30 protein-coding genes and 1 pseudogene are annotated in these 19763 nt (G+C 58.1%); 30 read left to right on the top strand and 1 reads right to left on the bottom strand.

Going from position 1 to position 19763, the window contains the following annotated elements:
• Nucleotides 1–22 precede the first annotated feature (22 nt).
• From fusA to AC0JZ8_RS15865, 30 genes and pseudogenes are all read left to right on the top strand, one after another.
• Nucleotides 23–2122, top strand: a complete 2100-nt coding sequence (gene fusA / locus AC0JZ8_RS16010) for an elongation factor G (protein WP_062453161.1) — start codon at nucleotides 23–25, stop codon at nucleotides 2120–2122.
• Nucleotides 2123–2216: 94 nt separating this feature from the next.
• Complete coding sequence (tuf, locus tag AC0JZ8_RS16005; RefSeq protein WP_092662037.1) at nucleotides 2217–3392, top strand: elongation factor Tu; 1176 nt, start codon at nucleotides 2217–2219, stop codon at nucleotides 3390–3392.
• 312 nt (nucleotides 3393–3704) lie between these two features.
• The gene (gene rpsJ / locus AC0JZ8_RS16000) at nucleotides 3705–4013 is read left to right on the top strand and encodes a 30S ribosomal protein S10 (protein ID WP_003547547.1); all 309 of its coding nucleotides are present in this window, start codon (nucleotides 3705–3707) and stop codon (nucleotides 4011–4013) included.
• Between the two features lie 37 nt (nucleotides 4014–4050).
• Nucleotides 4051–4692, top strand: a complete 642-nt coding sequence (rplC, locus tag AC0JZ8_RS15995; RefSeq protein ID WP_062580268.1) for a 50S ribosomal protein L3 — start codon at nucleotides 4051–4053, stop codon at nucleotides 4690–4692.
• A 14-nt stretch (nucleotides 4693–4706) separates the two neighbouring features.
• Nucleotides 4707–5327, top strand: a complete 621-nt coding sequence (gene rplD / locus AC0JZ8_RS15990) for a 50S ribosomal protein L4 (protein WP_062457774.1) — start codon at nucleotides 4707–4709, stop codon at nucleotides 5325–5327.
• Complete coding sequence (locus tag AC0JZ8_RS15985; RefSeq protein WP_062457771.1) at nucleotides 5324–5617, top strand: 50S ribosomal protein L23; 294 nt, start codon at nucleotides 5324–5326, stop codon at nucleotides 5615–5617. Before rplD ends, AC0JZ8_RS15985 begins: the two co-directional genes overlap by 4 nt.
• Nucleotides 5618–5628: 11 nt before the next feature.
• Nucleotides 5629–6462: a 50S ribosomal protein L2 gene (rplB, locus tag AC0JZ8_RS15980; protein ID WP_062457768.1), complete on the top strand. Its 834-nt coding sequence runs from the start codon at nucleotides 5629–5631 to the stop codon at nucleotides 6460–6462.
• A 16-nt stretch (nucleotides 6463–6478) separates the two neighbouring features.
• Nucleotides 6479–6757, top strand: a complete 279-nt coding sequence (gene rpsS / locus AC0JZ8_RS15975) for a 30S ribosomal protein S19 (protein WP_062457765.1) — start codon at nucleotides 6479–6481, stop codon at nucleotides 6755–6757.
• A gap of 2 nt (nucleotides 6758–6759) precedes the next feature.
• On the top strand, nucleotides 6760–7149 hold the full coding sequence (gene rplV / locus AC0JZ8_RS15970) for a 50S ribosomal protein L22 (RefSeq protein ID WP_062457763.1): 390 nt from the start codon (nucleotides 6760–6762) through the stop codon (nucleotides 7147–7149).
• Complete coding sequence (gene rpsC / locus AC0JZ8_RS15965; protein ID WP_062457759.1) at nucleotides 7149–7886, top strand: 30S ribosomal protein S3; 738 nt, start codon at nucleotides 7149–7151, stop codon at nucleotides 7884–7886. The genes rplV and rpsC overlap by 1 nt, the downstream gene beginning before the upstream one ends.
• 38 nt (nucleotides 7887–7924) lie before the next feature.
• Nucleotides 7925–8338 (top strand): 50S ribosomal protein L16, encoded by a 414-nt coding sequence (gene rplP / locus AC0JZ8_RS15960; protein ID WP_062457756.1) that lies wholly within the window; start codon nucleotides 7925–7927, stop codon nucleotides 8336–8338.
• A 12-nt stretch (nucleotides 8339–8350) separates the two neighbouring features.
• On the top strand, nucleotides 8351–8551 hold the full coding sequence (rpmC, locus tag AC0JZ8_RS15955) for a 50S ribosomal protein L29 (protein WP_007770142.1): 201 nt from the start codon (nucleotides 8351–8353) through the stop codon (nucleotides 8549–8551).
• Nucleotides 8552–8563: 12 nt separating this feature from the next.
• The gene (rpsQ, locus tag AC0JZ8_RS15950) at nucleotides 8564–8800 is read left to right on the top strand and encodes a 30S ribosomal protein S17 (protein WP_062457753.1); all 237 of its coding nucleotides are present in this window, start codon (nucleotides 8564–8566) and stop codon (nucleotides 8798–8800) included.
• 236 nt (nucleotides 8801–9036) lie between these two features.
• Nucleotides 9037–9405 (top strand): 50S ribosomal protein L14, encoded by a 369-nt coding sequence (gene rplN, locus AC0JZ8_RS15945; RefSeq protein WP_052638136.1) that lies wholly within the window; start codon nucleotides 9037–9039, stop codon nucleotides 9403–9405.
• 12 nt (nucleotides 9406–9417) lie between these two features.
• Entirely contained in the window at nucleotides 9418–9726 is a 309-nt protein-coding gene (gene rplX / locus AC0JZ8_RS15940; protein WP_062457750.1) for a 50S ribosomal protein L24, read from the top strand.
• A complete protein-coding gene (rplE, locus tag AC0JZ8_RS15935; RefSeq protein ID WP_062457747.1) occupies nucleotides 9719–10276 on the top strand; it encodes a 50S ribosomal protein L5 in 558 nt (185 codons plus the stop codon). The genes rplX and rplE overlap by 8 nt, the downstream gene beginning before the upstream one ends.
• Nucleotides 10277–10309: 33 nt before the next feature.
• A complete protein-coding gene (gene rpsN / locus AC0JZ8_RS15930) occupies nucleotides 10310–10615 on the top strand; it encodes a 30S ribosomal protein S14 (protein ID WP_062457744.1) in 306 nt (101 codons plus the stop codon).
• A gap of 12 nt (nucleotides 10616–10627) precedes the next feature.
• Nucleotides 10628–11026, top strand: a complete 399-nt coding sequence (gene rpsH, locus AC0JZ8_RS15925) for a 30S ribosomal protein S8 (RefSeq protein WP_062457741.1) — start codon at nucleotides 10628–10630, stop codon at nucleotides 11024–11026.
• 42 nt (nucleotides 11027–11068) lie between these two features.
• Nucleotides 11069–11602, top strand: a complete 534-nt coding sequence (gene rplF, locus AC0JZ8_RS15920) for a 50S ribosomal protein L6 (RefSeq protein ID WP_062457738.1) — start codon at nucleotides 11069–11071, stop codon at nucleotides 11600–11602.
• A 12-nt stretch (nucleotides 11603–11614) separates the two neighbouring features.
• Entirely contained in the window at nucleotides 11615–11977 is a 363-nt protein-coding gene (gene rplR, locus AC0JZ8_RS15915; protein WP_062457734.1) for a 50S ribosomal protein L18, read from the top strand.
• Nucleotides 11978–12102: 125 nt separating this feature from the next.
• Nucleotides 12103–12672, top strand: coding sequence for a 30S ribosomal protein S5 (gene rpsE / locus AC0JZ8_RS15910; RefSeq protein WP_062457730.1), 570 nt, complete (start codon nucleotides 12103–12105; stop codon nucleotides 12670–12672).
• A gap of 14 nt (nucleotides 12673–12686) precedes the next feature.
• The gene (gene rpmD, locus AC0JZ8_RS15905) at nucleotides 12687–12896 is read left to right on the top strand and encodes a 50S ribosomal protein L30 (protein WP_062457727.1); all 210 of its coding nucleotides are present in this window, start codon (nucleotides 12687–12689) and stop codon (nucleotides 12894–12896) included.
• Between the two features lie 16 nt (nucleotides 12897–12912).
• Complete coding sequence (gene rplO, locus AC0JZ8_RS15900; protein ID WP_062457725.1) at nucleotides 12913–13392, top strand: 50S ribosomal protein L15; 480 nt, start codon at nucleotides 12913–12915, stop codon at nucleotides 13390–13392.
• 230 nt (nucleotides 13393–13622) lie between these two features.
• The gene (gene secY, locus AC0JZ8_RS15895) at nucleotides 13623–14963 is read left to right on the top strand and encodes a preprotein translocase subunit SecY (RefSeq protein ID WP_062457722.1); all 1341 of its coding nucleotides are present in this window, start codon (nucleotides 13623–13625) and stop codon (nucleotides 14961–14963) included.
• Complete coding sequence (locus AC0JZ8_RS15890) at nucleotides 14960–15610, top strand: adenylate kinase (RefSeq protein WP_062580269.1); 651 nt, start codon at nucleotides 14960–14962, stop codon at nucleotides 15608–15610. Before secY ends, AC0JZ8_RS15890 begins: the two co-directional genes overlap by 4 nt.
• A gap of 243 nt (nucleotides 15611–15853) precedes the next feature.
• Nucleotides 15854–16222 carry a 30S ribosomal protein S13 gene (gene rpsM / locus AC0JZ8_RS15885; RefSeq protein WP_062457717.1) on the top strand — a complete coding sequence of 123 codons (369 nt, stop codon included), beginning with the start codon at nucleotides 15854–15856 and terminating at the stop codon, nucleotides 16220–16222.
• A gap of 115 nt (nucleotides 16223–16337) precedes the next feature.
• Nucleotides 16338–16727 carry a 30S ribosomal protein S11 gene (gene rpsK, locus AC0JZ8_RS15880; RefSeq protein WP_007766864.1) on the top strand — a complete coding sequence of 130 codons (390 nt, stop codon included), beginning with the start codon at nucleotides 16338–16340 and terminating at the stop codon, nucleotides 16725–16727.
• A gap of 174 nt (nucleotides 16728–16901) precedes the next feature.
• Complete coding sequence (locus AC0JZ8_RS15875) at nucleotides 16902–17912, top strand: DNA-directed RNA polymerase subunit alpha (RefSeq protein ID WP_062457714.1); 1011 nt, start codon at nucleotides 16902–16904, stop codon at nucleotides 17910–17912.
• A 46-nt stretch (nucleotides 17913–17958) separates the two neighbouring features.
• Entirely contained in the window at nucleotides 17959–18384 is a 426-nt protein-coding gene (gene rplQ, locus AC0JZ8_RS15870) for a 50S ribosomal protein L17 (protein WP_062457711.1), read from the top strand.
• Between the two features lie 85 nt (nucleotides 18385–18469).
• Nucleotides 18470–18881, top strand: a pseudogene (locus AC0JZ8_RS15865) (ribosomal maturation YjgA family protein).
• Here the strand turns inward: AC0JZ8_RS15865 and AC0JZ8_RS15860 are convergent.
• Nucleotides 18853–19725, bottom strand: a complete 873-nt coding sequence (locus tag AC0JZ8_RS15860) for a DUF817 domain-containing protein (protein ID WP_471892938.1) — start codon at nucleotides 19723–19725, stop codon at nucleotides 18853–18855. The pseudogene AC0JZ8_RS15865 and the gene AC0JZ8_RS15860 sit on opposite strands and share 29 nt — an antisense overlap.
• Nucleotides 19726–19763: the final 38 nt, after the last annotated feature.

The raw sequence follows: 19763 nt of genomic DNA, 5'->3' as shown, positions 1-19763 counted from the left end.
TCGAGTTTCGAAAGGCAGTCCTATGGCTCGCGAATATAAAATCGAAGACTACCGCAACTTTGGTATCATGGCGCATATCGACGCCGGCAAGACCACGACCACAGAGCGGATTCTTTACTACACGGGCAAGTCGCACAAGATCGGCGAAGTTCATGATGGCGCAGCCACCATGGACTGGATGGAGCAGGAGCAGGAGCGTGGGATCACCATCACCTCCGCTGCGACCACGACCTTCTGGAAGGGCCGTGACGGCAAGATGCGCCGCTTCAACATCATCGACACTCCCGGCCACGTCGACTTCACCATTGAAGTCGAACGTTCGCTGCGCGTGCTCGACGGTGCGATCGCTCTTCTCGACGCAAACGCCGGCGTAGAGCCGCAGACGGAAACCGTCTGGCGTCAGGCCGAGAAGTACCATGTCCCGCGGATGATCTTCTGCAACAAGATGGACAAGACCGGCGCTGACTTCTACCGCTCGGTAGAAATGATCAAAACCCGTCTCGGCGCCATCGCTGTTGTCATGCAGCTCCCGATCGGTGCAGAAACCGAGTTCAAGGGCGTCATCGATCTCATCGAGATGAATGCCCTGATCTGGCGCGACGAATCGCTCGGCGCTGCCTGGGACGTCGTCGAGATTCCTGACGACATGAAGGAAAAGGCTGCCGAATACCGCGAGAAGATGATCGAACAGGTCGTCGATATCGATGAAGAAGCCATGGAAAACTACTTGAACGGCATCATGCCGGACAATGACAAGATCCGTGCGCTGGTTCGTCGTGGTACCATCGACGTCAAGTTCCATCCGATGTTCTGCGGCACGGCCTTCAAGAACAAGGGCGTTCAGCCTTTGCTCGACGCCGTTGTCGAATATCTGCCTTCGCCGCTCGACATCCCGTCCATCAACGGTATCGACGTCAAGACCGAAGCCGAAATCGCCCGTCATCCGTCGGATGATGAGCCGCTTTCGATGCTTGCGTTCAAGATCATGAACGACCCCTTCGTTGGTTCGCTCACCTTCGCCCGTATCTATTCCGGCAAGCTCACCAAGGGCACGGCCGTCATGAACACGGTCAAGGAAAAGCGCGAGCGCGTCGGCCGCATGCTGCAGATGCATTCCAACTCCCGTGAAGACATCGAAGAAGCCTTTGCAGGCGACATCGTTGCTCTCGCAGGTCTCAAGGAAACCACGACCGGCGACACCCTGTGTGATCCGCTGCACCCGGTTATCCTCGAGCGCATGGAATTCCCTGAGCCGGTCATCCAGATCGCCATCGAGCCGAAGACCAAGGGCGACCAGGAAAAGATGGGCCTCGCGCTCAACCGCCTGGCTGCTGAAGATCCTTCGTTCCGCGTCAAGACGGATGAAGAATCCGGCCAGACGATCATCGCCGGGATGGGCGAACTGCATCTCGACATCCTCGTCGACCGCATGCGTCGTGAATTCAAGGTAGAAGCTACTGTCGGTGCGCCGCAGGTTGCCTACCGCGAAACCATCACACGCACGCACGAAGAAGATTACACGCACAAGAAGCAGTCCGGTGGTACCGGTCAGTTCGCGCGCGTCAAGATCGTCTTCGAACCGAACCCGGATGGCGACGAATTCAAGTTCGAATCCAAGATCGTTGGTGGTTCCATTCCGAAGGAATACATCCCCGGCGTTCAGAAGGGTATCGAGAGCGTTCTGTCTTCGGGTCCGCTCGCGGGCTTCCCGATGCTCGGCGTCAAGGCAACCCTGATGGACGGCGCCTTCCACGACGTCGACTCCTCGGTCCTCGCGTTCGAAATCGCATCGCGTGCTTGCTTCCGTGAAGCGGCAAAGAAGGCTGGCGCACAGCTTCTCGAGCCGATGATGAAGGTCGAAGTCGTGACCCCGGAAGATTACGTCGGTGACGTGATCGGCGACTTGAACTCCCGTCGTGGCCAGATCCAGGGCCAGGAACAGCGCGGCATCGCGATCGTTATCAACGCTCACGTTCCGCTCGCGAACATGTTCAAGTACGTCGACAACCTGCGCTCCATGTCGCAGGGCCGTGCACAGTATTCGATGACCTTCGATCACTACGCACCGGTTCCGTCGAACGTCGCGACCGAAATCCAGGCTAAGTATTCCGGTCAGAAGTAATCGGAATACCGATCCAAAATACGCCTCGGCCTCGTGCCGGGGCGACAACAAGAATTCGAGCCCTTGAGGGCTCACGCAAAATGGAGAGCCGGAAATGGCAAAGAGCAAGTTTGAGCGCAATAAGCCTCACGTCAACATTGGCACGATCGGTCACGTCGACCACGGCAAGACGTCGCTGACTGCGGCGATCACGAAGTACTTCGGCGAATTCAAGGCCTACGACCAGATCGACGCTGCTCCTGAAGAGAAGGCCCGCGGCATCACCATTTCGACGGCACACGTCGAATACGAGACGCCAAACCGCCACTACGCACACGTCGACTGCCCCGGCCACGCCGACTACGTCAAGAACATGATCACCGGTGCAGCGCAGATGGACGGCGCGATCCTGGTTTGCTCGGCTGCCGACGGCCCGATGCCACAGACCCGCGAGCACATCCTGCTTGCTCGTCAGGTTGGCGTTCCGGCAATCGTTGTGTTCCTCAACAAGGTTGACCAGGTCGACGACGAAGAGCTTCTCGAGCTCGTCGAACTGGAAGTCCGCGAACTTCTGTCGTCCTACGACTTCCCGGGCGACGACATTCCGATCGTAAAGGGTTCGGCTCTGGCCGCTCTTGAAGATTCGAACAAGAAGATCGGCGAAGACGCCGTTCGCGAACTTATGGCAGCTGTTGACGCCTACATCCCGACGCCTGAGCGTCCGATCGACCAGCCGTTCCTGCTGCCGATCGAAGACGTGTTCTCGATCTCGGGCCGTGGTACGGTTGTGACCGGTCGCGTCGAGCGTGGCATCGTCAAGGTTGGTGAAGAAGTCGAAATCGTCGGCATCCGCGCCACGACCAAGACGACTGTTACCGGCGTTGAAATGTTCCGCAAGCTGCTCGACCAGGGCCAGGCCGGCGACAACATCGGCGCTCTGATCCGTGGCGTACAGCGTGACGGCGTCGAGCGTGGCCAGATCCTGTGCAAGCCAGGTTCGGTCAAGCCGCACAAGAAGTTCATGGCAGAAGCCTACATCCTGACGAAGGAAGAAGGCGGCCGTCATACGCCGTTCTTCACGAACTACCGTCCTCAGTTCTACTTCCGTACAACGGACGTGACCGGTATCGTTTCGCTTCCTGAAGGCACGGAAATGGTTATGCCAGGCGACAACGTCACCGTTGAAGTCGAGCTGATCGTTCCAATCGCGATGGAAGAAAAGCTGCGCTTCGCGATCCGCGAAGGCGGTCGTACCGTCGGCGCCGGCATCGTTGCCTCGATCATCGAGTAACAAATCAGAGGGCAGGGCGGGTTCTTCGGGGCCCGCCCGGTTCACTTTTTTTAAGCAAGTTGGCCCTGCTGACTTGCTTATGACATGAAAATGTAGCAAATGGCGCGCGAGCGCTATTTGCGCCTTGCTTCGTTTTATCGAGGCAGGCAATTGCCAAAGACATTAAGGTGGGCCTTCGGCCTGGAGACGAGAACGGACTGCCGCTGTTGGCGCACCCGTTCGATCTTTGACACTGGTGGTCCCGCCTTAGGATAACGAACAACTCGTGCTGTAACGTTGGCACGTGGAAACAAGAAACAAGGATAACGTCGAATGAACGGCCAAAATATCCGCATTCGCCTGAAGGCGTTCGATCACCGCATTCTCGACGCTTCGACGCGTGAGATCGTGTCGACGGCGAAGCGCACCGGCGCAAGCGTCCGGGGCCCCGTTCCGCTTCCGACTCGCATCGAGAAGTTTACGGTTAACCGGTCCCCCCACATCGACAAGAAAAGCCGCGAGCAGTTCGAGATGCGCACACACAAGCGCCTTCTCGATATCGTAGACCCGACACCACAGACCGTGGACGCGCTGATGAAGCTCGACCTCGCCGCAGGTGTCGATGTTGAGATCAAGCTCTGAGGCTTATGTCTCGAGCTGAGTGAGAAGGATTGAACCGATGCGTTCGGGTGTAATTGCACAGAAAGTGGGAATGACCCGCGTCTATAACGACGCTGGTGAGCACATCCCGGTTACCGTTTTGCGGCTGGAGAGCTGCCAGGTCGTCGCACAGCGCACTGTTGAGAAGAATGGCTATGTTGCCGTTCAGCTCGGTGCTGGAGTCGCCAAGGTAAAGAACACCTCCAAGGCTATGCGTGGCAACTTCGCCATCGCTAACGTCGAGCCGAAGTCGAAGCTCGTTGAGTTTCGCGTTTCCGAAGAAAATCTGATCGACGTCGGCACTGAGCTGAAGGCCGATCATTTTGCTGCTGGTCAGCTGGTGGATGTCACCGGCACTTCGATCGGTAAGGGTTTTGCCGGTGCTATGAAGCGCCATAACTTCGGTGGTCTGCGGGCGACCCACGGTGTTTCCGTGTCGCACCGTTCGCACGGTTCGACTGGTAACAACCAGGATCCGGGCAAGGTCTGGAAGGGCAAGCGCATGGCTGGTCACATGGGCCAGACGCGTATCACCACGCAGAACCTCGAAATCGTCTCGACGGATGAAGACCGCGGACTGATCCTCGTCAAGGGTGCCGTTCCCGGCTCCAAGGGCGCCTGGATTGAAGTTCGCGACGCCGTCAAGTCGGCCGCGAAGTAAGGGAGCCAGCTATTATGGAATTCAACGTCAAGACCCTCGAGGGAAAAGACGCCGGCCAGGTTTCCCTGTCGGACGCGATTTTCGGCCTCGACCCACGCGAGGATATCCTCGCACGCATGGTGCGTTACCAGCTCGCTAAGAAGCAGCAGGGCACGCACAAGACCAAGAGCCGTTCCGAGATTGCTCGCACCGGTGCGAAGATGTTCAAGCAGAAGGGTACGGGCCGCGCTCGTCACCATTCGGCTCGCGCTCCGCAGTTCCGCGGCGGTGGTCGTGCACACGGCCCGGTCGTTCGCAGCCACGAGCATGATCTTCCTAAGAAGGTTCGCGCTCTTGCTCTGCGTCACGCTCTGTCTGCAAAGCTGAAGTCTGAAGATCTGATCGTCATCGACAACCTGGTTGCTTCTGAAGCAAAGACCAAGGCTCTCGTCGGTACGTTCGCATCGCTTGGCCTGACCAACGTGCTGTTCATCGGCGGTGCTGAGCTCGACAGCAACTTCAAGCTCGCAGCCCAGAACATCCCGAATGTGGACGTTCTGCCGGTCCAGGGCATCAATGTTTACGACATCCTGCGTCGCGGTAAGCTCGTGCTTTCCAAGGCTGCGGTTGAAGCCCTCGAGGAGCGTTTCAAGTGACCGACATTCGCCACTATGATGTGATCGTATCTCCTTCGATCACCGAAAAGTCGACACTGGTTTCCGAGTATAACCAGATCGTCTTCAACGTTGCCAAGACTGCTTCGAAGCCGGAAATCAAGGCTGCCGTGGAAGCTCTCTTCGGTGTGAAGGTCACTGCCGTCAATACGCTGGTCCGCAAGGGCAAGGTGAAGCGCTTCAAGGGCTTCATCGGCAAGCAGAAGGACGTCAAGAAGGCTGTCGTAACCCTGGCCGAAGGTCAGACGATCGACATCTCCACCGGTCTCTGAGGTAAAGAAAAATGGCACTGAAAAGCTATAATCCGACGACCCCGAGCCAGCGTCAGCTGGTTATCGTCGACCGTTCGGGCCTCTGGAAGGGCAAGCCCCTCAAGTCGCTGACTGAAGGTCTGTCCAAGAGCGGTGGTCGCAACAACAACGGTCGTATCACTGCCCGCTTCATCGGCGGTGGTCACAAGCGTACCTATCGCCTGGTCGACTTCAAGCGTCGCAAGTTCGACATTGAAGGCACGGTCGAGCGTCTGGAATACGACCCTAACCGTACCGCGTTCATCGCGCTCGTCACCTACACGGACGGCGAACAGGCCTACATCATCGCTCCGCAGCGTCTTGCTGCAGGCGACAAGGTCATCGCTTCCTCGAAGGCTGTCGACGTGAAGCCCGGCAACACCATGCCGCTGCAGTTCATCCCGGTTGGTTCGATCGTTCACAACGTCGAAATGAAGCCAGGCAAGGGCGGTCAGATTGCTCGCTCCGCCGGCACCTATGTGCAGCTCGTCGGCCGCGATGCCGGCATGGCGATCCTGCGCCTCAACTCTGGTGAACAGCGTCTCGTTCCGGGCTCCTGCCTGGCGTCGATCGGTGCTGTCTCCAACCCCGATCACGGCAACATCAACGACGGCAAGGCCGGTCGTACCGTATGGCGTGGCAAGCGTCCGCATAACCGCGGCGTTGTCATGAACCCGGTCGACCACCCGCACGGCGGTGGTGAAGGCCGTACCTCTGGTGGACGCCATCCGGTGTCCCCGTGGGGCAAGCCCACTAAGGGCAAGCGCACGCGTTCGAACAAGTCCACGGACAAGTTCATCATGCGCTCGCGCCACGTCAAGAAGTAAGAGAGGAAGTCGTTAAATGGCTCGTTCAGTTTGGAAAGGTCCGTTTGTTGACGGCTATCTTCTCAAGAAGGCTGAGAAGGTGCGCGAAGGCGGACGCAGTGAAGTGATCAAGATGTGGACCCGTCGGTCCACGATCTTGCCGCAGTTTGTCGGTTTGACGTTCGGCGTCTACAACGGCAACAAGCACGTGCCGGTCAGCGTCAACGAAGACATGGTCGGACACAAGTTTGGTGAATTCGCTCCCACCCGGACCTATTACGGTCACGGCGCGGACAAGAAGGCGAAGAGGAAGTAATCATGGCGAAGGCAAAGACCGAACGCCGGCTGAAGGACAACGAAGCACAGGCAGTCGCCCGTACGCTTCGCGTCAGCCCGCAGAAGCTAAACCTGGTTGCCGCCATGATCCGCGGCAAGAAGGTTGAACGCGCTCTGGCAGAACTCGAGTTCTCCCGCAAGCGCATCGCAGGCACGGTGAAGAAGACTCTCGAGTCCGCTATCGCCAACGCCGAGAACAACCATGACCTCGACGTCGACACGCTGATCGTAGCGGAAGCCTACGTCGGCAAGTCGATCACGATGAAGCGTTTCCACGCTCGCGGCCGTGGCCGTGCATCGCGGATCGAAAAGCCGTTCGCGCATCTGACGATCGTCGTTCGCGAAGTCGAGGAAAAAGGGGAGGCCGCATAATGGGTCAGAAAATCAATCCTATCGGTTTTCGCCTCGGCATCAACCGTACATGGGACAGCCGTTGGTTCGCCGACAACGCCGAATACGGCCAGCTGCTTCATGAAGACCTGAAGATCCGCGCATACCTGATGTCCGAGCTGAAGCAGGCCGGCATCGCCAAGGTGGTTATCGAGCGTCCGCACAAGAAGTGCCGCGTCACGATCCACTCGGCTCGCCCGGGTCTGATCATCGGCAAGAAGGGCGCGGACATCGAGAAGCTTCGCAAGAAGATCTCCACGATGACCAACTCCGAAACGCACCTCAACATCGTTGAAGTGCGCAAGCCGGAAGTCGACGCAACGCTCGTTGCCCAGTCGATCGCCCAGCAGCTCGAACGCCGCGTGGCTTTCCGCCGTGCGATGAAGCGTGCTGTTCAGTCCGCCATGCGTCTTGGCGCCGAAGGCATCAAGATCACTTGCGCCGGCCGTCTCGGTGGCGCGGAAATCGCTCGTACCGAATGGTACCGCGAAGGCCGCGTGCCGTTGCACACACTGCGCGCCGACATCGACTACGGTACGGCTGAAGCCGAAACCGCATTCGGTATCTGCGGCATCAAGGTCTGGATCTTCAAGGGCGAAATCCTTGAGCACGATCCGATGGCGTCGGAACGTCGCGCGCTGGAAGGCGATGCGCAGGGTCCGGCAAGCCGTGAGCGTGGCGATCGTGGCGACCGTCGCCGCGAACGTGAAAACGCTTGATTAGCGCTGGCGAAAGATAAGCTCGGAGAAGTAATAAAATGTTGCAGCCAAAGCGTACCAAGTTCCGCAAGCAGTTCAAGGGCCGCATCAAGGGCGTTGCCAAGGGTGGCTTCGACCTCGCATTCGGCGAATTCGGTCTGAAGGCTCAGGAACCGAACCGCGTCAACGCACGTGAGATCGAAGCGGCTCGCCGCGCGATCACACGTTACATGAAGCGTGCGGGTCGTGTATGGATCCGCGTATTCCCAGACGTACCGGTCACGGCAAAGCCGACCGAAGTGCGCATGGGTAAGGGTAAGGGTTCTGTCGAATACTGGGCTTGCAAGGTCAAGCCTGGTCGTATCATGTTCGAGATCGACGGCGTTTCGGAAGAGATCGCGCGCGAGGCACTTCGCCTCGGGTCTGCCAAGCTCTCGGTCACGACGCGCTTCGTACAGCGCATCGCAGATTAAGGAGAAGGCACGATGAAAGCCGAAGACGTACGCGGCCTGACCGCCGACCAGCTCAAGGACAAGCTTGCTGACCTGAAGAAGGAGCAGTTCAACCTGCGCTTCCAGAAGGCCACCGGCCAGCTCGAGAAATCCTCGCGCATCACCGAGGTCCGCAAGGATATCGCTCGCGTGAAAACCATTGCCCGCCAGAAGGCGGCAGAAGCCAAGGCCTAAAGGAAGAATAATATGCCGAAACGCATTCTGCAGGGCGTAGTCGTTTCCGACAAGAACGAGAAGACCGTTGTTGTCCGCGTCGAGCGCCGCTTCGCTCACCCTTTGCTTCAGAAGACCGTTCGCCGGTCCAAGAAGTACAAGGCCCATGACGAAAACAACCAGTTCAAGGTTGGTGACGTAGTTTCCATTCAGGAATGCGCCCCGATCTCCAAAGACAAGACCTGGACGGTTATCAACGCCCAGGCTTAAAGACTTCAGGATTTTGCGTCAGGCCCTTGCGTCGGACACAGAATCCTGTAAGAAGCACGCCACTGGCGTAGAACGCTCGGAAACGAGCGTTCTTTTGCTTTCAGCGCACGGAAGGTCCCACTTAGGGAAACCACCTTGGCAAGACCGATCCCGCGCATACTGAAAATGTGTTCATAGCCAGCTCCGTTCGTATTCATGCGCGCGGATAGTTGGTCATTAGAAAAAGGCGACCTGACATGATTCAGATGCAAACAAACCTCGACGTGGCGGATAATTCCGGCGCACGTCGTGTCATGTGCATCAAGGTGCTGGGCGGCTCCAAGCGCAAGTACGCTTCGATCGGCGACGTTATCGTCGTTTCGATCAAGGAAGCTATTCCGCGCGGCCGCGTGAAGAAGGGTGACGTGATGAAGGCGGTGGTTGTGCGTACCGCCAAGGACATCCGTCGCGCCGACGGCAGCGTCATCCGCTTCGACAACAACGCAGCGGTCCTCATCGACAACAAGAAAGAGCCGATCGGCACCCGTATCTTCGGACCGGTTCCGCGCGAACTTCGCGCCAAGAACCACATGAAGATCATCTCGCTGGCTCCTGAAGTTCTGTAAGGAGCGAGAGATATGCAGAAGATCAAGAAGGGCGACAACGTCGTCGTACTGACCGGCAAGGACAAGGGCCGCACCGGTGAAGTAATCCAGGTTATGCCGAAGGAAGACCGTGCGGTCGTTCGCGGCATCAACATGGTGAAGCGCCACCAGCGTCAGTCGCAGACGCAGGAAGCTGGCATCATCAACAAGGAAGCGTCCATCCATCTGTCGAACATCGCGGTTGCCGCGAAAGACGGTAAGCCAACTCGCGTTGGTTTCTCGGTCGTCGACGGTAAGAAGGTGCGTGTCGCCAAGCGTACGGGAGATGTGATCGATGGCTGAGTCCAAGTATGAGCCGCGGCTCAAGGCGGAATACGTTTCCCGCATCCGCGCCGCGCTGAAGGAGCAGTTTTCCTACTCCAACGACATGATGATCCCCAAGCTGGACAAGATCGTCATCAACATGGGTGTGGGCGAAGCAACTGCCGACAGCAAGAAGCCAACGGTTGCAGCAGCCGACCTCGCAGCGATCGCCGGCCAGAAGCCGGTCATCACAAAGGCACGGAATTCCATCGCGGGCTTCAAGGTTCGCGAATTCATGCCGATCGGTGCCAAGGTCACGCTTCGCGGCGCCCGCATGTACGAATTCATGGATCGACTGGTCAACATCGCGCTTCCGCGCGTTCGCGACTTTCGCGGCCTGAACCCGAAGTCCTTTGACGGCCGTGGCAACTTCGCCATGGGCATCAAGGAACACATTGTGTTCCCGGAGATCAACTACGACAAGGTTGATCAGATGTGGGGCATGGACATCATCGTTTGCACGACGGCTACCAACGACGACGAAGCACGGGCTCTCCTGAAAGAGTTCAACTTCCCGTTCCGCCAGTAACCGTAACGACGAGCGTTTAAAAGGAACTCCGATATGGCGAAAACCAGCGCAGTTGAAAAGAACAAGCGCCGCCGCAAGACCGTCGCGGACCATGCAGCCAAGCGTGCTGTATTGAAGGCGACCATCATGAACCAGGAACTTCCGATCGAAGAGCGGTTCAAGGCAACTATCAAGCTCGCTTCTCTGCCGCGCGATGGCTCGAAGACGCGTATCCGCAACCGTTGCGAAGTCACCGGTCGCCCGCGCGCTTTCTATCGCAAGCTTAAGATGTCGCGTATTGCACTTCGCGAACTCGGCAGCCTCGGCAAAGTGCCGGGCATCGTCAAGTCGAGCTGGTAAGGAGATCGTTAGATGACCATGACTGATCCCTTGGGCGATATGCTCACACGTATCCGCAACGGCGCTTCACGCCGCAAGTCGACCGTTTCGACGCCAGCCTCCAGGCTGCGCGTTCGCGTTCTCGACGTGCTGCAGGCTGAAGGCTACATCCGCGGTTACACTGAAACCGATTTCGGCAACGGCAAGGCCGAGATCGAAATCGAACTGAAGTACTACGAAGGCGCGTCGGTGATCCGTGAGATCGGCCGCGTGTCCAAGCCGGGCCGCCGAGTTTATGTCTCGGTCAAGTCCATCCCTCAGGTCGCGAACGGCCTCGGCATCACCATCCTTTCGACTCCGAAGGGCGTGATGGCCGATCACCAGGCTCGCGAACAGAACGTAGGCGGCGAGGTTCTTTGCTCGGTCTTCTAAGACTGCGCAAGGATCTCCCTAGCGAACAGACAGGATTGAATAATGTCTCGTATCGGTAAAAAGCCCGTTCAGGTTCCTGCAGGGATCACGGCCTCGGTTGATGGCCAGAAAGTCACTGCCAAGGGCCCGAAGGGCGAGCTTTTCTTCGTCGCTAACGACGAAATCAAGCTTGAAATCAAAGACAATGCCATTTCGGTGACTCCGGTCAACGATTCCAAGGATGCTCGTTCGAAGTGGGGCATGTCCCGCACGATGATCGAAAACATCCTGAAGGGTGTGAAGGACGGTTTCGAGCGCAAGCTTGAAATCAACGGCGTTGGTTACCGCGCGTCGCTGCAGGGCAAGAACCTGCAGCTGGCTCTCGGTTTCAGCCACGACGTGGTCTATCAGACCCCGGAAGGCATCACCATTGCCGTGCCGAAGCCGACGGAAATCATCGTCTCCGGCATTAATAAACAGCAGGTCGGTCAGGTAGCAGCGGAAATCCGCGAATACCGCGGTCCAGAGCCCTACAAGGGCAAAGGCGTCAAGTACGCTGAGGAACGGATCGTCCGCAAGGAAGGCAAGAAGAAGTAAGGACGCGGGATCATGGCTACCAGAAAAGAAGCACTCACAAAGCGTGCGAGCCGTGTTCGCCGTCAGATCAAGAAGGTCGCAAATGGCCGTCCGCGTCTGTCGGTTCACCGCTCCTCGAAAAACATCTACGTTCAGGTCATCGACGACGTGGCCGGCCGCACGCTTGCAGCCGCTTCCACGCTCGACGTCGATCTGCGCAAGTCGCTGAAGACCGGTGCGGACGTTGCAGCAGCTGCTGCCGTTGGCAAGTTGGTTGCAGAGCGCGCTGCCAAGGCTGGCGTGACGGAAGTCGTGTTCGACCGCGGCGCCTTCATCTACCACGGCCGCATCAAGGCTCTTGCTGAAGCTGCCCGCGAAGGCGGCCTGAGCTTCTAAGAAATTTCGCCCGGTCTGCCTGAAGAAGGGGAGGCCGGGCGATTTGCGGTTTTACCGCATCACGTCCGGTACGCCGGACAATCTCAACCTGCCGTTCCACCCGCAAAAGAAAAAGGAAAAGGACAATGGCACAGGAAAGAAGAGGTTCGGGCAACGATCGCCAGAACCGCGAAGAACGCGATAGCGAATTCGTCGACAAGCTGGTCGCGATCAACCGCGTCGCCAAGGTCGTCAAGGGCGGCCGTCGTTTCGGTTTTGCTGCTCTCGTCGTCGTCGGCGACCAGAAGGGTCGCGTTGGCTTCGGTCATGGCAAGGCACGCGAAGTGCCGGAAGCCATCCGCAAGGCAACCGAATCTGCAAAGCGCGATCTGATCTTCGTACCGCTGCGTGACGGCCGTACGCTGCATCACGACGTCAATGGTCGTCACGGCGCCGGCAAGGTTCTGCTGCGCTCGGCCAAGGCTGGTACCGGTATCATCGCCGGCGGCCCGATGCGCGCTGTATTCGAAACGCTCGGCGTCCATGACGTTGTTGCGAAGTCGACTGGTTCGTCGAACCCATACAACATGGTTCGCGCAACGTTCGACGCTCTGAAGCACCAGGTGCATCCGAAGGACGTAGCAGCTCAGCGTGGCCTCAAGTATGCCACCCTGCAGTCGCGCCGCGCCGCTTCCGGCAATGCGTCGGAAGAATAAGAGGAGTCTGAACCATGGCTAAGGCTACGCAGAAGACTGAAGCAAAGACGGTTACCGTTCAGCAGATCGGCAGCCCAATCCGCCGCCCGGCCGAACAGCGCGCGACGCTGATCGGTCTTGGCCTCAACAAGATGCATCGGACCAGCACTCTGGAAGATACTCCTTCCGTTCGTGGCATGATCCGTGCTGTCCAGCATCTCGTTCGCGTCGTCGAAGAGAAGTGAGACGGAGGAATTGACCATGAAACTGAATGAGATCAAGGACAACGAAGGCTCTTCGAAGGACCGTATCCGCGTTGGTCGCGGTATCGGTTCCGGCAAGGGCAAGACCGGTGGACGTGGCGTCAAGGGTCAGAAGGCCCGTTCAGGCGTCTCGATCAACGGCTTCGAAGGCGGTCAGATGCCAATCTACCGTCGTCTTCCGAAGCGCGGCTTCAACAACATCTTCGCATCTGAATACGCAACCGTATCGCTCGGCCGTATCCAGACTGCGATCGATGCTGGCAAACTCGACGCAAACGCGACTGTCGACGCAGCAGCTCTCAAGGCTGCCGGCGTCATCCGTCGCCTCAAGGACGGCGTTCGCGTCCTGTCCGGCGGCGAACTGACAACCAAGGTTTCGATCGAAGTCGCCGGTGCCTCCAAGGCTGCCGTCGAAAAGATCGAAAAGTCGGGCGGCTCGATCAAGCTGCTCGTGGTTGCTGAAACAGCCGCTGAATAAATCGTTTGAAAATCACCCGGTGTGAGCTTCACACCGGGTGATTTTATGTCCATATGTGAGCCTCACGATCCCCAAGGCAGTCCGGCCGGTCAGCTACCGGGATCAGACGGAAAAATGGGTGAGGCAGGCGATTGCGACAGCATCTCGCGCCCCCAGCTTTCTGAAAACAGAATCAAGACTGCGTTCCGGAAGGCACATGCCGCCGGGGGATGGGTCGGGCGGAGAATTGCATGGCTTCTGCAGCTGAACAACTGGCCTCAAATCTGAATTTCAAAACTTTCGCCAAGGCGGAAGATCTCAAGAAACGCCTGTGGTTCACGCTGGCAGCGCTTCTTGTTTATCGCTTGGGCACGCATATCCCGCTGCCAGGCCTCAACCCTGAAGCCTATGCGCAGGCCTTTAGCGGTCAGTCGGGTGGCATTCTCGGCCTCTTCAACATGTTCTCCGGCGGTGCTGTCGAGCGCATGGCGATCTTCGCCCTCGGTATCATGCCTTACATTTCCGCTTCGATTATCGTGCAGCTGATGACTTCGGTCGTCCCGTCGCTCGAGAACCTGAAGAAGGAAGGCGAGGCGGGTCGCAAAATCATCAACCAGTACACTCGCTACGGCACCGTGATTCTCGGCGCGCTTCAGGCCTACGGCATCGCTGCCGGCCTTTCGAGCGGTCAGGGCATCGTGTCCAACCCGGGCTGGTTCTTCACGCTCTCAACGGTCGTCACGCTGCTTGGCGGCACGATGTTCCTGATGTGGCTTGGTGAGCAGATCACCTCGCGCGGTATCGGCAACGGTATTTCGCTGATCATCTTTGCCGGTATTGCCGCAGGCCTTCCTGGCGCGCTCGCCAACACAATGGAACTCGGTCGTACCGGCGCTCTGCCGACGGCTCTGATTCTCACCGTTATCATCGTCGCGATCGCCGTCATTGCGCTGATCGTGTTTGTTGAACGCGCCCAGCGCCGGCTGCTGATCCAGTATCCGAAGCGTCAGGTCGGCAACCGCATGTTCCAGGGCGATACCTCGCACCTTCCGCTGAAGCTCAATACAGCGGGCGTTATTCCGGCAATCTTTGCATCCTCGCTTCTGCTTCTGCCGGCAACGGCTGCAGGCTTTGCCGGCAATTCACAGCTGCCAGACTGGGCGACGGGGATCATTGCAGCTCTTGGCCACGGCCAGCCGCTGTTTATGCTGTTCTATGCCATGCTGATCGCGTTCTTCGCCTTCTTCTACACGGCCATCGTCTTCAACCCGAAGGATACGGCTGATAACCTGAAGAAGCACGGCGGCTTCATTCCCGGCATCCGTCCCGGCGAGCGTACCGCGGAATATATCGATTACGTCCTGACCCGAATCACGGTCGTCGGCGCTATCTATCTCGTCGTGGTCTGCATTCTTCCCGAATTCCTGGTGGCCAGAACGGGCGTTCCGTTAGCCCTTGGTGGTACTTCGCTTTTGATCGTGGTCAGTGTAACCCTTGATACGGTTGCGCAGATCCAGGGACACCTCATCGCGCAGCAGTATGAGGGATTGATCAAGAAGTCGAAACTTCGCGGTGGAAAGAGGGGACGATGAGACTGATTCTTTTAGGACCGCCGGGCGCGGGCAAGGGGACCCAAGCCCAGCGGATCGTGGAGAAGCATGGCATTCCGCAGCTCTCCACTGGTGATATGCTGCGGGCAGCCGTGGCAGCTGAGACCGAAGTCGGCAAGCGCGCCAAGGCAGTCATGGATGCGGGCAATCTCGTCTCTGACGAGATCGTCAACGCGATCGTCTCAGAGCGCATAGACGCGCCTGACTGCGCGAACGGTTTCATCCTTGACGGTTTTCCCCGCACGCTCGTGCAGGCGGACGCCACTGAGGCGATGCTGTCTGCCAAGGGGCTCGATCTTTCCGTCGTGATTGAACTTCGCGTCGACGATAAGGAGCTTGTCCGTCGCGTCTCCGGTCGCTATTCCTGCGCCCAGTGCGGGACGGTCTACCACGACTCGGATAAGAAGCCTTCGTCGGAAGGCACGTGCGACAAGTGTGGCTCGACCCACTTCAAGCGTCGGCCGGACGACAACGCTGAGACCATGACCAAGCGTCTCGAGGTTTACTACAAGGAAACCTCGCCGCTCATTGGTTACTACTATGCCAAAGGCAAGCTCAAGGTTGTCGATGGCATGGCCGAGATGGATACTGTCACGGCCGATATCGAAAAGATCCTTGCCAGTCTCTGAGACTGTCTTGGATGGGTTAAAGAATCTTGGGGTGGAGCAGTTGCATTCAAGCACTGATTCCGCTACACACCGCGCCAACTCGCGACAGTTTTACAGCGATCGGCGCGGATTCCCGCAAGGACATCCGGGGCGATCATTTTGCCTGTCTCGTATGAAGTTTGAACTGGCGACCGTATCCAGAGGTCGCTTTCATGGAAGAAGTACCGCTTGCCGGATGGCAACCGGAACGCAAGGAGAATAGACGTGGCACGTATCGCTGGCGTCAACATCCCGACTGCGAAGCGCGTTGTCATCGCGCTGACCTACATTCACGGGATCGGCCCGAAATTCGCACAGGAAATTATGGAGAAGGTTGGTCTTGCCGCTGAAAAGCGCGTCCATCAGCTGACCGACTCGGAAGTCCTGCAGATCCGCGAAACCATCGACCGCGATTATCGCGTCGAAGGTGATCTTCGTCGCGAAACCGCGATGAACATCAAGCGCCTCATGGACCTCGGCTGCTATCGCGGCCTGCGTCACCGTCGTGGCCTTCCGGTCCGCGGTCAGCGCACGCACACCAATGCCCGCACCCGCAAGGGTCCGGCAAAGGCGATTGCTGGTAAGAAGAAGTAATTTTGGATCGATAGTTGCAAAGCGGGCAGGGCTCCTGTCCGCTTTTTCGTGACTGTCCGATCTGAGGTGGAGCCGCTGGCATTACGGCGGTGCAGAGATCAACGAAAGGAATACCATGGCCAAGGAAGCCACACGCGTACGCCGCCGCGAACGCAAAAATATTACGTCGGGCGTTGCCCACGTCAACTCGACGTTCAACAACACGATGATCACCATCACCGACGCACAGGGCAATGCAATTGCCTGGTCGTCTGCTGGTGCCAAGGGCTTCAAGGGTTCGCGCAAGTCGACCCCGTTCGCAGCTCAGATCGCTGCCGAAGACTGTGCCAAGAAGGCTCAGGAGCACGGCATGAAGTCGCTCGAAGTTGAAGTCTGCGGTCCGGGTTCCGGTCGCGAATCGGCTTTGCGCGCTCTGCAGGCTGCCGGCTTCATGATCACCTCGATCCGCGACGTGACCCCGATCCCGCACAACGGTTGCCGCCCGCGCAAGAAGCGCCGCGTCTAATGGACGTTTTTGGAGGTCGCTTCGCAGCGATCTTCATCTGAACCCGGTAATAGCCGCTCCGTCTCCTGAAAGAGTCGAGGCGGCTTTCACCGTATAGCCGGAAGGGTATTTCCGGTGTTCCTCGTGCTCGGTTACCACGATTGGATGGTGGTAACGAACGGAAGGTAGTAGGTCATGATCCAGAAGAACTGGCAGGAACTGATTAAGCCGAACAAGGTGGAGTTTTCCTCTTCCGGCCGTACAAAGGCAACGCTTGTTGCTGAGCCTCTCGAGCGCGGCTTCGGCCTGACGCTCGGCAACGCGCTTCGTCGCGTACTTCTGTCGTCGCTGCGCGGTGCTGCTGTTACCGCAGTGCAGATTGACGGCGTTCTGCACGAATTCTCCTCCATCCCCGGCGTTCGGGAAGATGTGACGGACATCGTGCTGAACATCAAGGAAATCGCCATCAAGATGGATGGTGACGATTCCAAGCGCATGGTCGTGCGCAAGCAGGGTCCGGGTTCGGTTACCGCTGGAGACATCCAGACGGTTGGCGATATCGAGATCCTCAACCCCGACCACGTGATCTGCACGCTCGACGAGGGTGCTGAGATCCGTATGGAATTCACGGTCAACAACGGCAAGGGCTACGTTCCTGCCGATCGTAACCGTGCGGAAGACGCTCCGATCGGTCTCATCCCGGTCGACAGCCTGTATTCCCCGGTCAAGAAAGTGTCCTACAAGGTGGAAAACACCCGTGAAGGCCAGGTTCTCGACTATGACAAGCTGACCATGACCATCGAAACCGATGGTTCGGTCTCGGGTGAAGACGCCGTAGCCTTCGCCGCTCGTATCCTTCAGGACCAGCTGTCGGTCTTCGTCAACTTCGACGAGCCGCAGAAGGAAGCAGAAGAGGAAGCCGTCACCGAACTCGCGTTCAACCCGGCACTCCTCAAGAAGGTCGACGAACTGGAACTTTCCGTCCGTTCGGCCAACTGCCTGAAGAACGACAACATCGTCTATATCGGCGACCTCATCCAGAAGACCGAAGCCGAGATGCTCCGCACTCCGAATTTCGGTCGCAAGTCGCTGAACGAGATCAAGGAAGTTCTGGCATCCATGGGCCTCCATCTTGGTATGGAAGTTCCTGCATGGCCGCCGGAAAACATCGAAGATCTCGCCAAGCGTTACGAAGACCAATACTAACAGGATCAGACTGCAGGCGAATGCCTGCAAGTGAAGGAGACACACCATGCGTCACGGAAATTCGGGCCGTAAGCTCAACCGCACCGCAAGCCACCGCAAAGCCATGTTTGCCAACATGGCGGCTTCGCTCATCACCCATGAGCAGATCGTAACAACCCTGCCGAAGGCGAAGGAAATTCGCCCGATCGTCGAAAAGCTCGTCACCCTCGGCAAGCGCGGCGACCTGCACGCTCGTCGTCAGGCGATCTCGCAGATCCAGGATCAGGACGCTGTTCGCAAGCTGTTCGATGCCATCGCTTCGCGTTACGCAACCCGCAACGGCGGCTACCTGCGCATCATGAAGGCCGGCTATCGTCAGGGCGACAACGCTCCGATGGCGGTCATCGAATTCGTCGAACGCGACGTCGATGCAAAGGGCGCAGCCGACAAGGCTCGCGTTGCTGCTGAAGCAGAAACTGCCGAAGCCGCATAATTCGATCCCAGGATCGCACTTTTCGAAAAGGCCGGGTGGAAACGCCCGGCCTTTTCTTTTGGGAAATGAGGGGGCGGGCTCGAGCATGACTGCACCACGATCCATAGGCGTTCAGCGCTGCCTCGCCACGCTGCTTGTGATCTCCGCGGGGATTCTGCTGCGCCGCTTCGGTTACGATCTCGGTCTTTCCTTCTTTGTCGTGAAATACGATGGGTCGGTTCTCTGGGGCGCGATGGTGTTTCTTGCATCGGCCACCCTGACTGGACCGGTGAATATCGGCAGGCTTGCCTTTGCGGCATTCCTCATCGCCCTGATCGTCGAATTCTCAAGGCTCTATCACACGCCCGAGTTGGATGCGTTTCGACTGACGACGGCCGGCAAACTGTTTCGGACGCGTGTTTTCCCTGTGGAATATCGCAGCTTACGCTTTCGGTATCGGGACTGCCGCATTTGTCGAGGCGTGGGGCCTCAAACGGGGACGTAGATCTTCTGTTTGATATGCTTGAGATTCGCAACGATCGTGAATGTCATCACCACCAGCAGGGACCACGAACTCCATTTCCCAAGATGCACCACCGACCAAGCCCCGATCTGGTTCGGATATTGCCAGATCCCGAAAAAGGTCGAGATGTTCTCCGCCAGCCAGATGAAGAAGCCGATCAGCACGAAGGCGACCAGAAGCGGCATCCGTCTGTCGCGATCGTAGGGCCGGTAGGTGACGGTGGTGCGGGCGTAAAGGCCGAGCGCGCAGGCAGCGATATACCAGCGATAGTCGCCGATGAAATGGTGGGTGAAGAAATTCGCGTAGATTGCAATCGCGATCAGGCCGGCCATCCAGTAGCTGGGATGGTGGTGGATCCGCAGATCGAAAAGCCGCCAGGCCTGGATGATGTAGCTCCCCACGGCGGCATACATGAAGCCGGAAAACAGCGGCACGCCAAGCACTTTCGCGTAGGCGAAGTCAGGGTAGGACCATGACTGGATGCTGCCGGAGGTCTTGAACACCTCGAGCGCAAAGCCGACCACGTGGAAAAGACCGATCGCTTTTGCCTCATCCCAGGTTTCTAGCTTGCTCCAGATCATAAGGGACTGGATTGCCAGCGCGATGATTAGCAGAACGTCGTAGCGCGGGATGCCGAGCACGCCCGTTCGCGGAACGATGAAGATCGACACAAAAAACAGGCCGGCGAACAGGCAGGCCCGCGCTTCCTTGATGCCGAAGTAGAGAAACTCGATGACGAAACGCGTGATACCGTGGATCTCTCCAAACGGCCGCTGGTTGCAAAGATAGACATCCAGCAAGGATAGTCGTCCGCCGTCCGCAGTCGATTCTGGTGTCATCAAAACATCTCCGCTGCACGGACTGAAGCCTGCGGTGA

Source organism: Velazquezella soli, from assembly GCF_977018685.1.
Note: the sequence above shows the minus strand (reverse complement) of the source record. Positions and strands in the feature narration are given on the sequence as shown.

Bases quoted from the DNA above. Each gene is read 5' to 3' on its own strand.
- rpsC (WP_062457759.1), top strand. From the start codon at position 7,149: ATGGGTCAGAAAATCAATCCTATCGGTTTTCGCCTCGGCATCAACCGT.
- rplX (WP_062457750.1), top strand. From the start codon at position 9,418: ATGCAGAAGATCAAGAAGGGCGACAACGTCGTCGTACTGACCGGCAAG.
- fusA (WP_062453161.1), top strand. From the start codon at position 23: ATGGCTCGCGAATATAAAATCGAAGACTACCGCAACTTTGGTATCATG.
- rpsK (WP_007766864.1), top strand. From the start codon at position 16,338: ATGGCCAAGGAAGCCACACGCGTACGCCGCCGCGAACGCAAAAATATT.
- secY (WP_062457722.1), top strand. From the start codon at position 13,623: ATGGCTTCTGCAGCTGAACAACTGGCCTCAAATCTGAATTTCAAAACT.
- rpsE (WP_062457730.1), top strand. From the start codon at position 12,103: ATGGCACAGGAAAGAAGAGGTTCGGGCAACGATCGCCAGAACCGCGAA.
- AC0JZ8_RS15860 (WP_471892938.1), bottom strand. From the start codon at position 19,725: ATGACACCAGAATCGACTGCGGACGGCGGACGACTATCCTTGCTGGAT.
- AC0JZ8_RS15890 (WP_062580269.1), top strand. From the start codon at position 14,960: ATGAGACTGATTCTTTTAGGACCGCCGGGCGCGGGCAAGGGGACCCAA.
- rpsJ (WP_003547547.1), top strand. From the start codon at position 3,705: ATGAACGGCCAAAATATCCGCATTCGCCTGAAGGCGTTCGATCACCGC.
- rplB (WP_062457768.1), top strand. From the start codon at position 5,629: ATGGCACTGAAAAGCTATAATCCGACGACCCCGAGCCAGCGTCAGCTG.
- rplP (WP_062457756.1), top strand. From the start codon at position 7,925: ATGTTGCAGCCAAAGCGTACCAAGTTCCGCAAGCAGTTCAAGGGCCGC.
- rplE (WP_062457747.1), top strand. From the start codon at position 9,719: ATGGCTGAGTCCAAGTATGAGCCGCGGCTCAAGGCGGAATACGTTTCC.
- rplR (WP_062457734.1), top strand. From the start codon at position 11,615: ATGGCTACCAGAAAAGAAGCACTCACAAAGCGTGCGAGCCGTGTTCGC.
- tuf (WP_092662037.1), top strand. From the start codon at position 2,217: ATGGCAAAGAGCAAGTTTGAGCGCAATAAGCCTCACGTCAACATTGGC.
- rplO (WP_062457725.1), top strand. From the start codon at position 12,913: ATGAAACTGAATGAGATCAAGGACAACGAAGGCTCTTCGAAGGACCGT.
- rpmD (WP_062457727.1), top strand. From the start codon at position 12,687: ATGGCTAAGGCTACGCAGAAGACTGAAGCAAAGACGGTTACCGTTCAG.
- rpsN (WP_062457744.1), top strand. From the start codon at position 10,310: ATGGCGAAAACCAGCGCAGTTGAAAAGAACAAGCGCCGCCGCAAGACC.
- rpsH (WP_062457741.1), top strand. From the start codon at position 10,628: ATGACCATGACTGATCCCTTGGGCGATATGCTCACACGTATCCGCAAC.
- rplC (WP_062580268.1), top strand. From the start codon at position 4,051: ATGCGTTCGGGTGTAATTGCACAGAAAGTGGGAATGACCCGCGTCTAT.
- rpsQ (WP_062457753.1), top strand. From the start codon at position 8,564: ATGCCGAAACGCATTCTGCAGGGCGTAGTCGTTTCCGACAAGAACGAG.
- rplD (WP_062457774.1), top strand. From the start codon at position 4,707: ATGGAATTCAACGTCAAGACCCTCGAGGGAAAAGACGCCGGCCAGGTT.
- rplN (WP_052638136.1), top strand. From the start codon at position 9,037: ATGATTCAGATGCAAACAAACCTCGACGTGGCGGATAATTCCGGCGCA.
- rplQ (WP_062457711.1), top strand. From the start codon at position 17,959: ATGCGTCACGGAAATTCGGGCCGTAAGCTCAACCGCACCGCAAGCCAC.
- rplF (WP_062457738.1), top strand. From the start codon at position 11,069: ATGTCTCGTATCGGTAAAAAGCCCGTTCAGGTTCCTGCAGGGATCACG.
- rpmC (WP_007770142.1), top strand. From the start codon at position 8,351: ATGAAAGCCGAAGACGTACGCGGCCTGACCGCCGACCAGCTCAAGGAC.
- rplV (WP_062457763.1), top strand. From the start codon at position 6,760: ATGGCGAAGGCAAAGACCGAACGCCGGCTGAAGGACAACGAAGCACAG.
- rpsS (WP_062457765.1), top strand. From the start codon at position 6,479: ATGGCTCGTTCAGTTTGGAAAGGTCCGTTTGTTGACGGCTATCTTCTC.
- AC0JZ8_RS15875 (WP_062457714.1), top strand. From the start codon at position 16,902: ATGATCCAGAAGAACTGGCAGGAACTGATTAAGCCGAACAAGGTGGAG.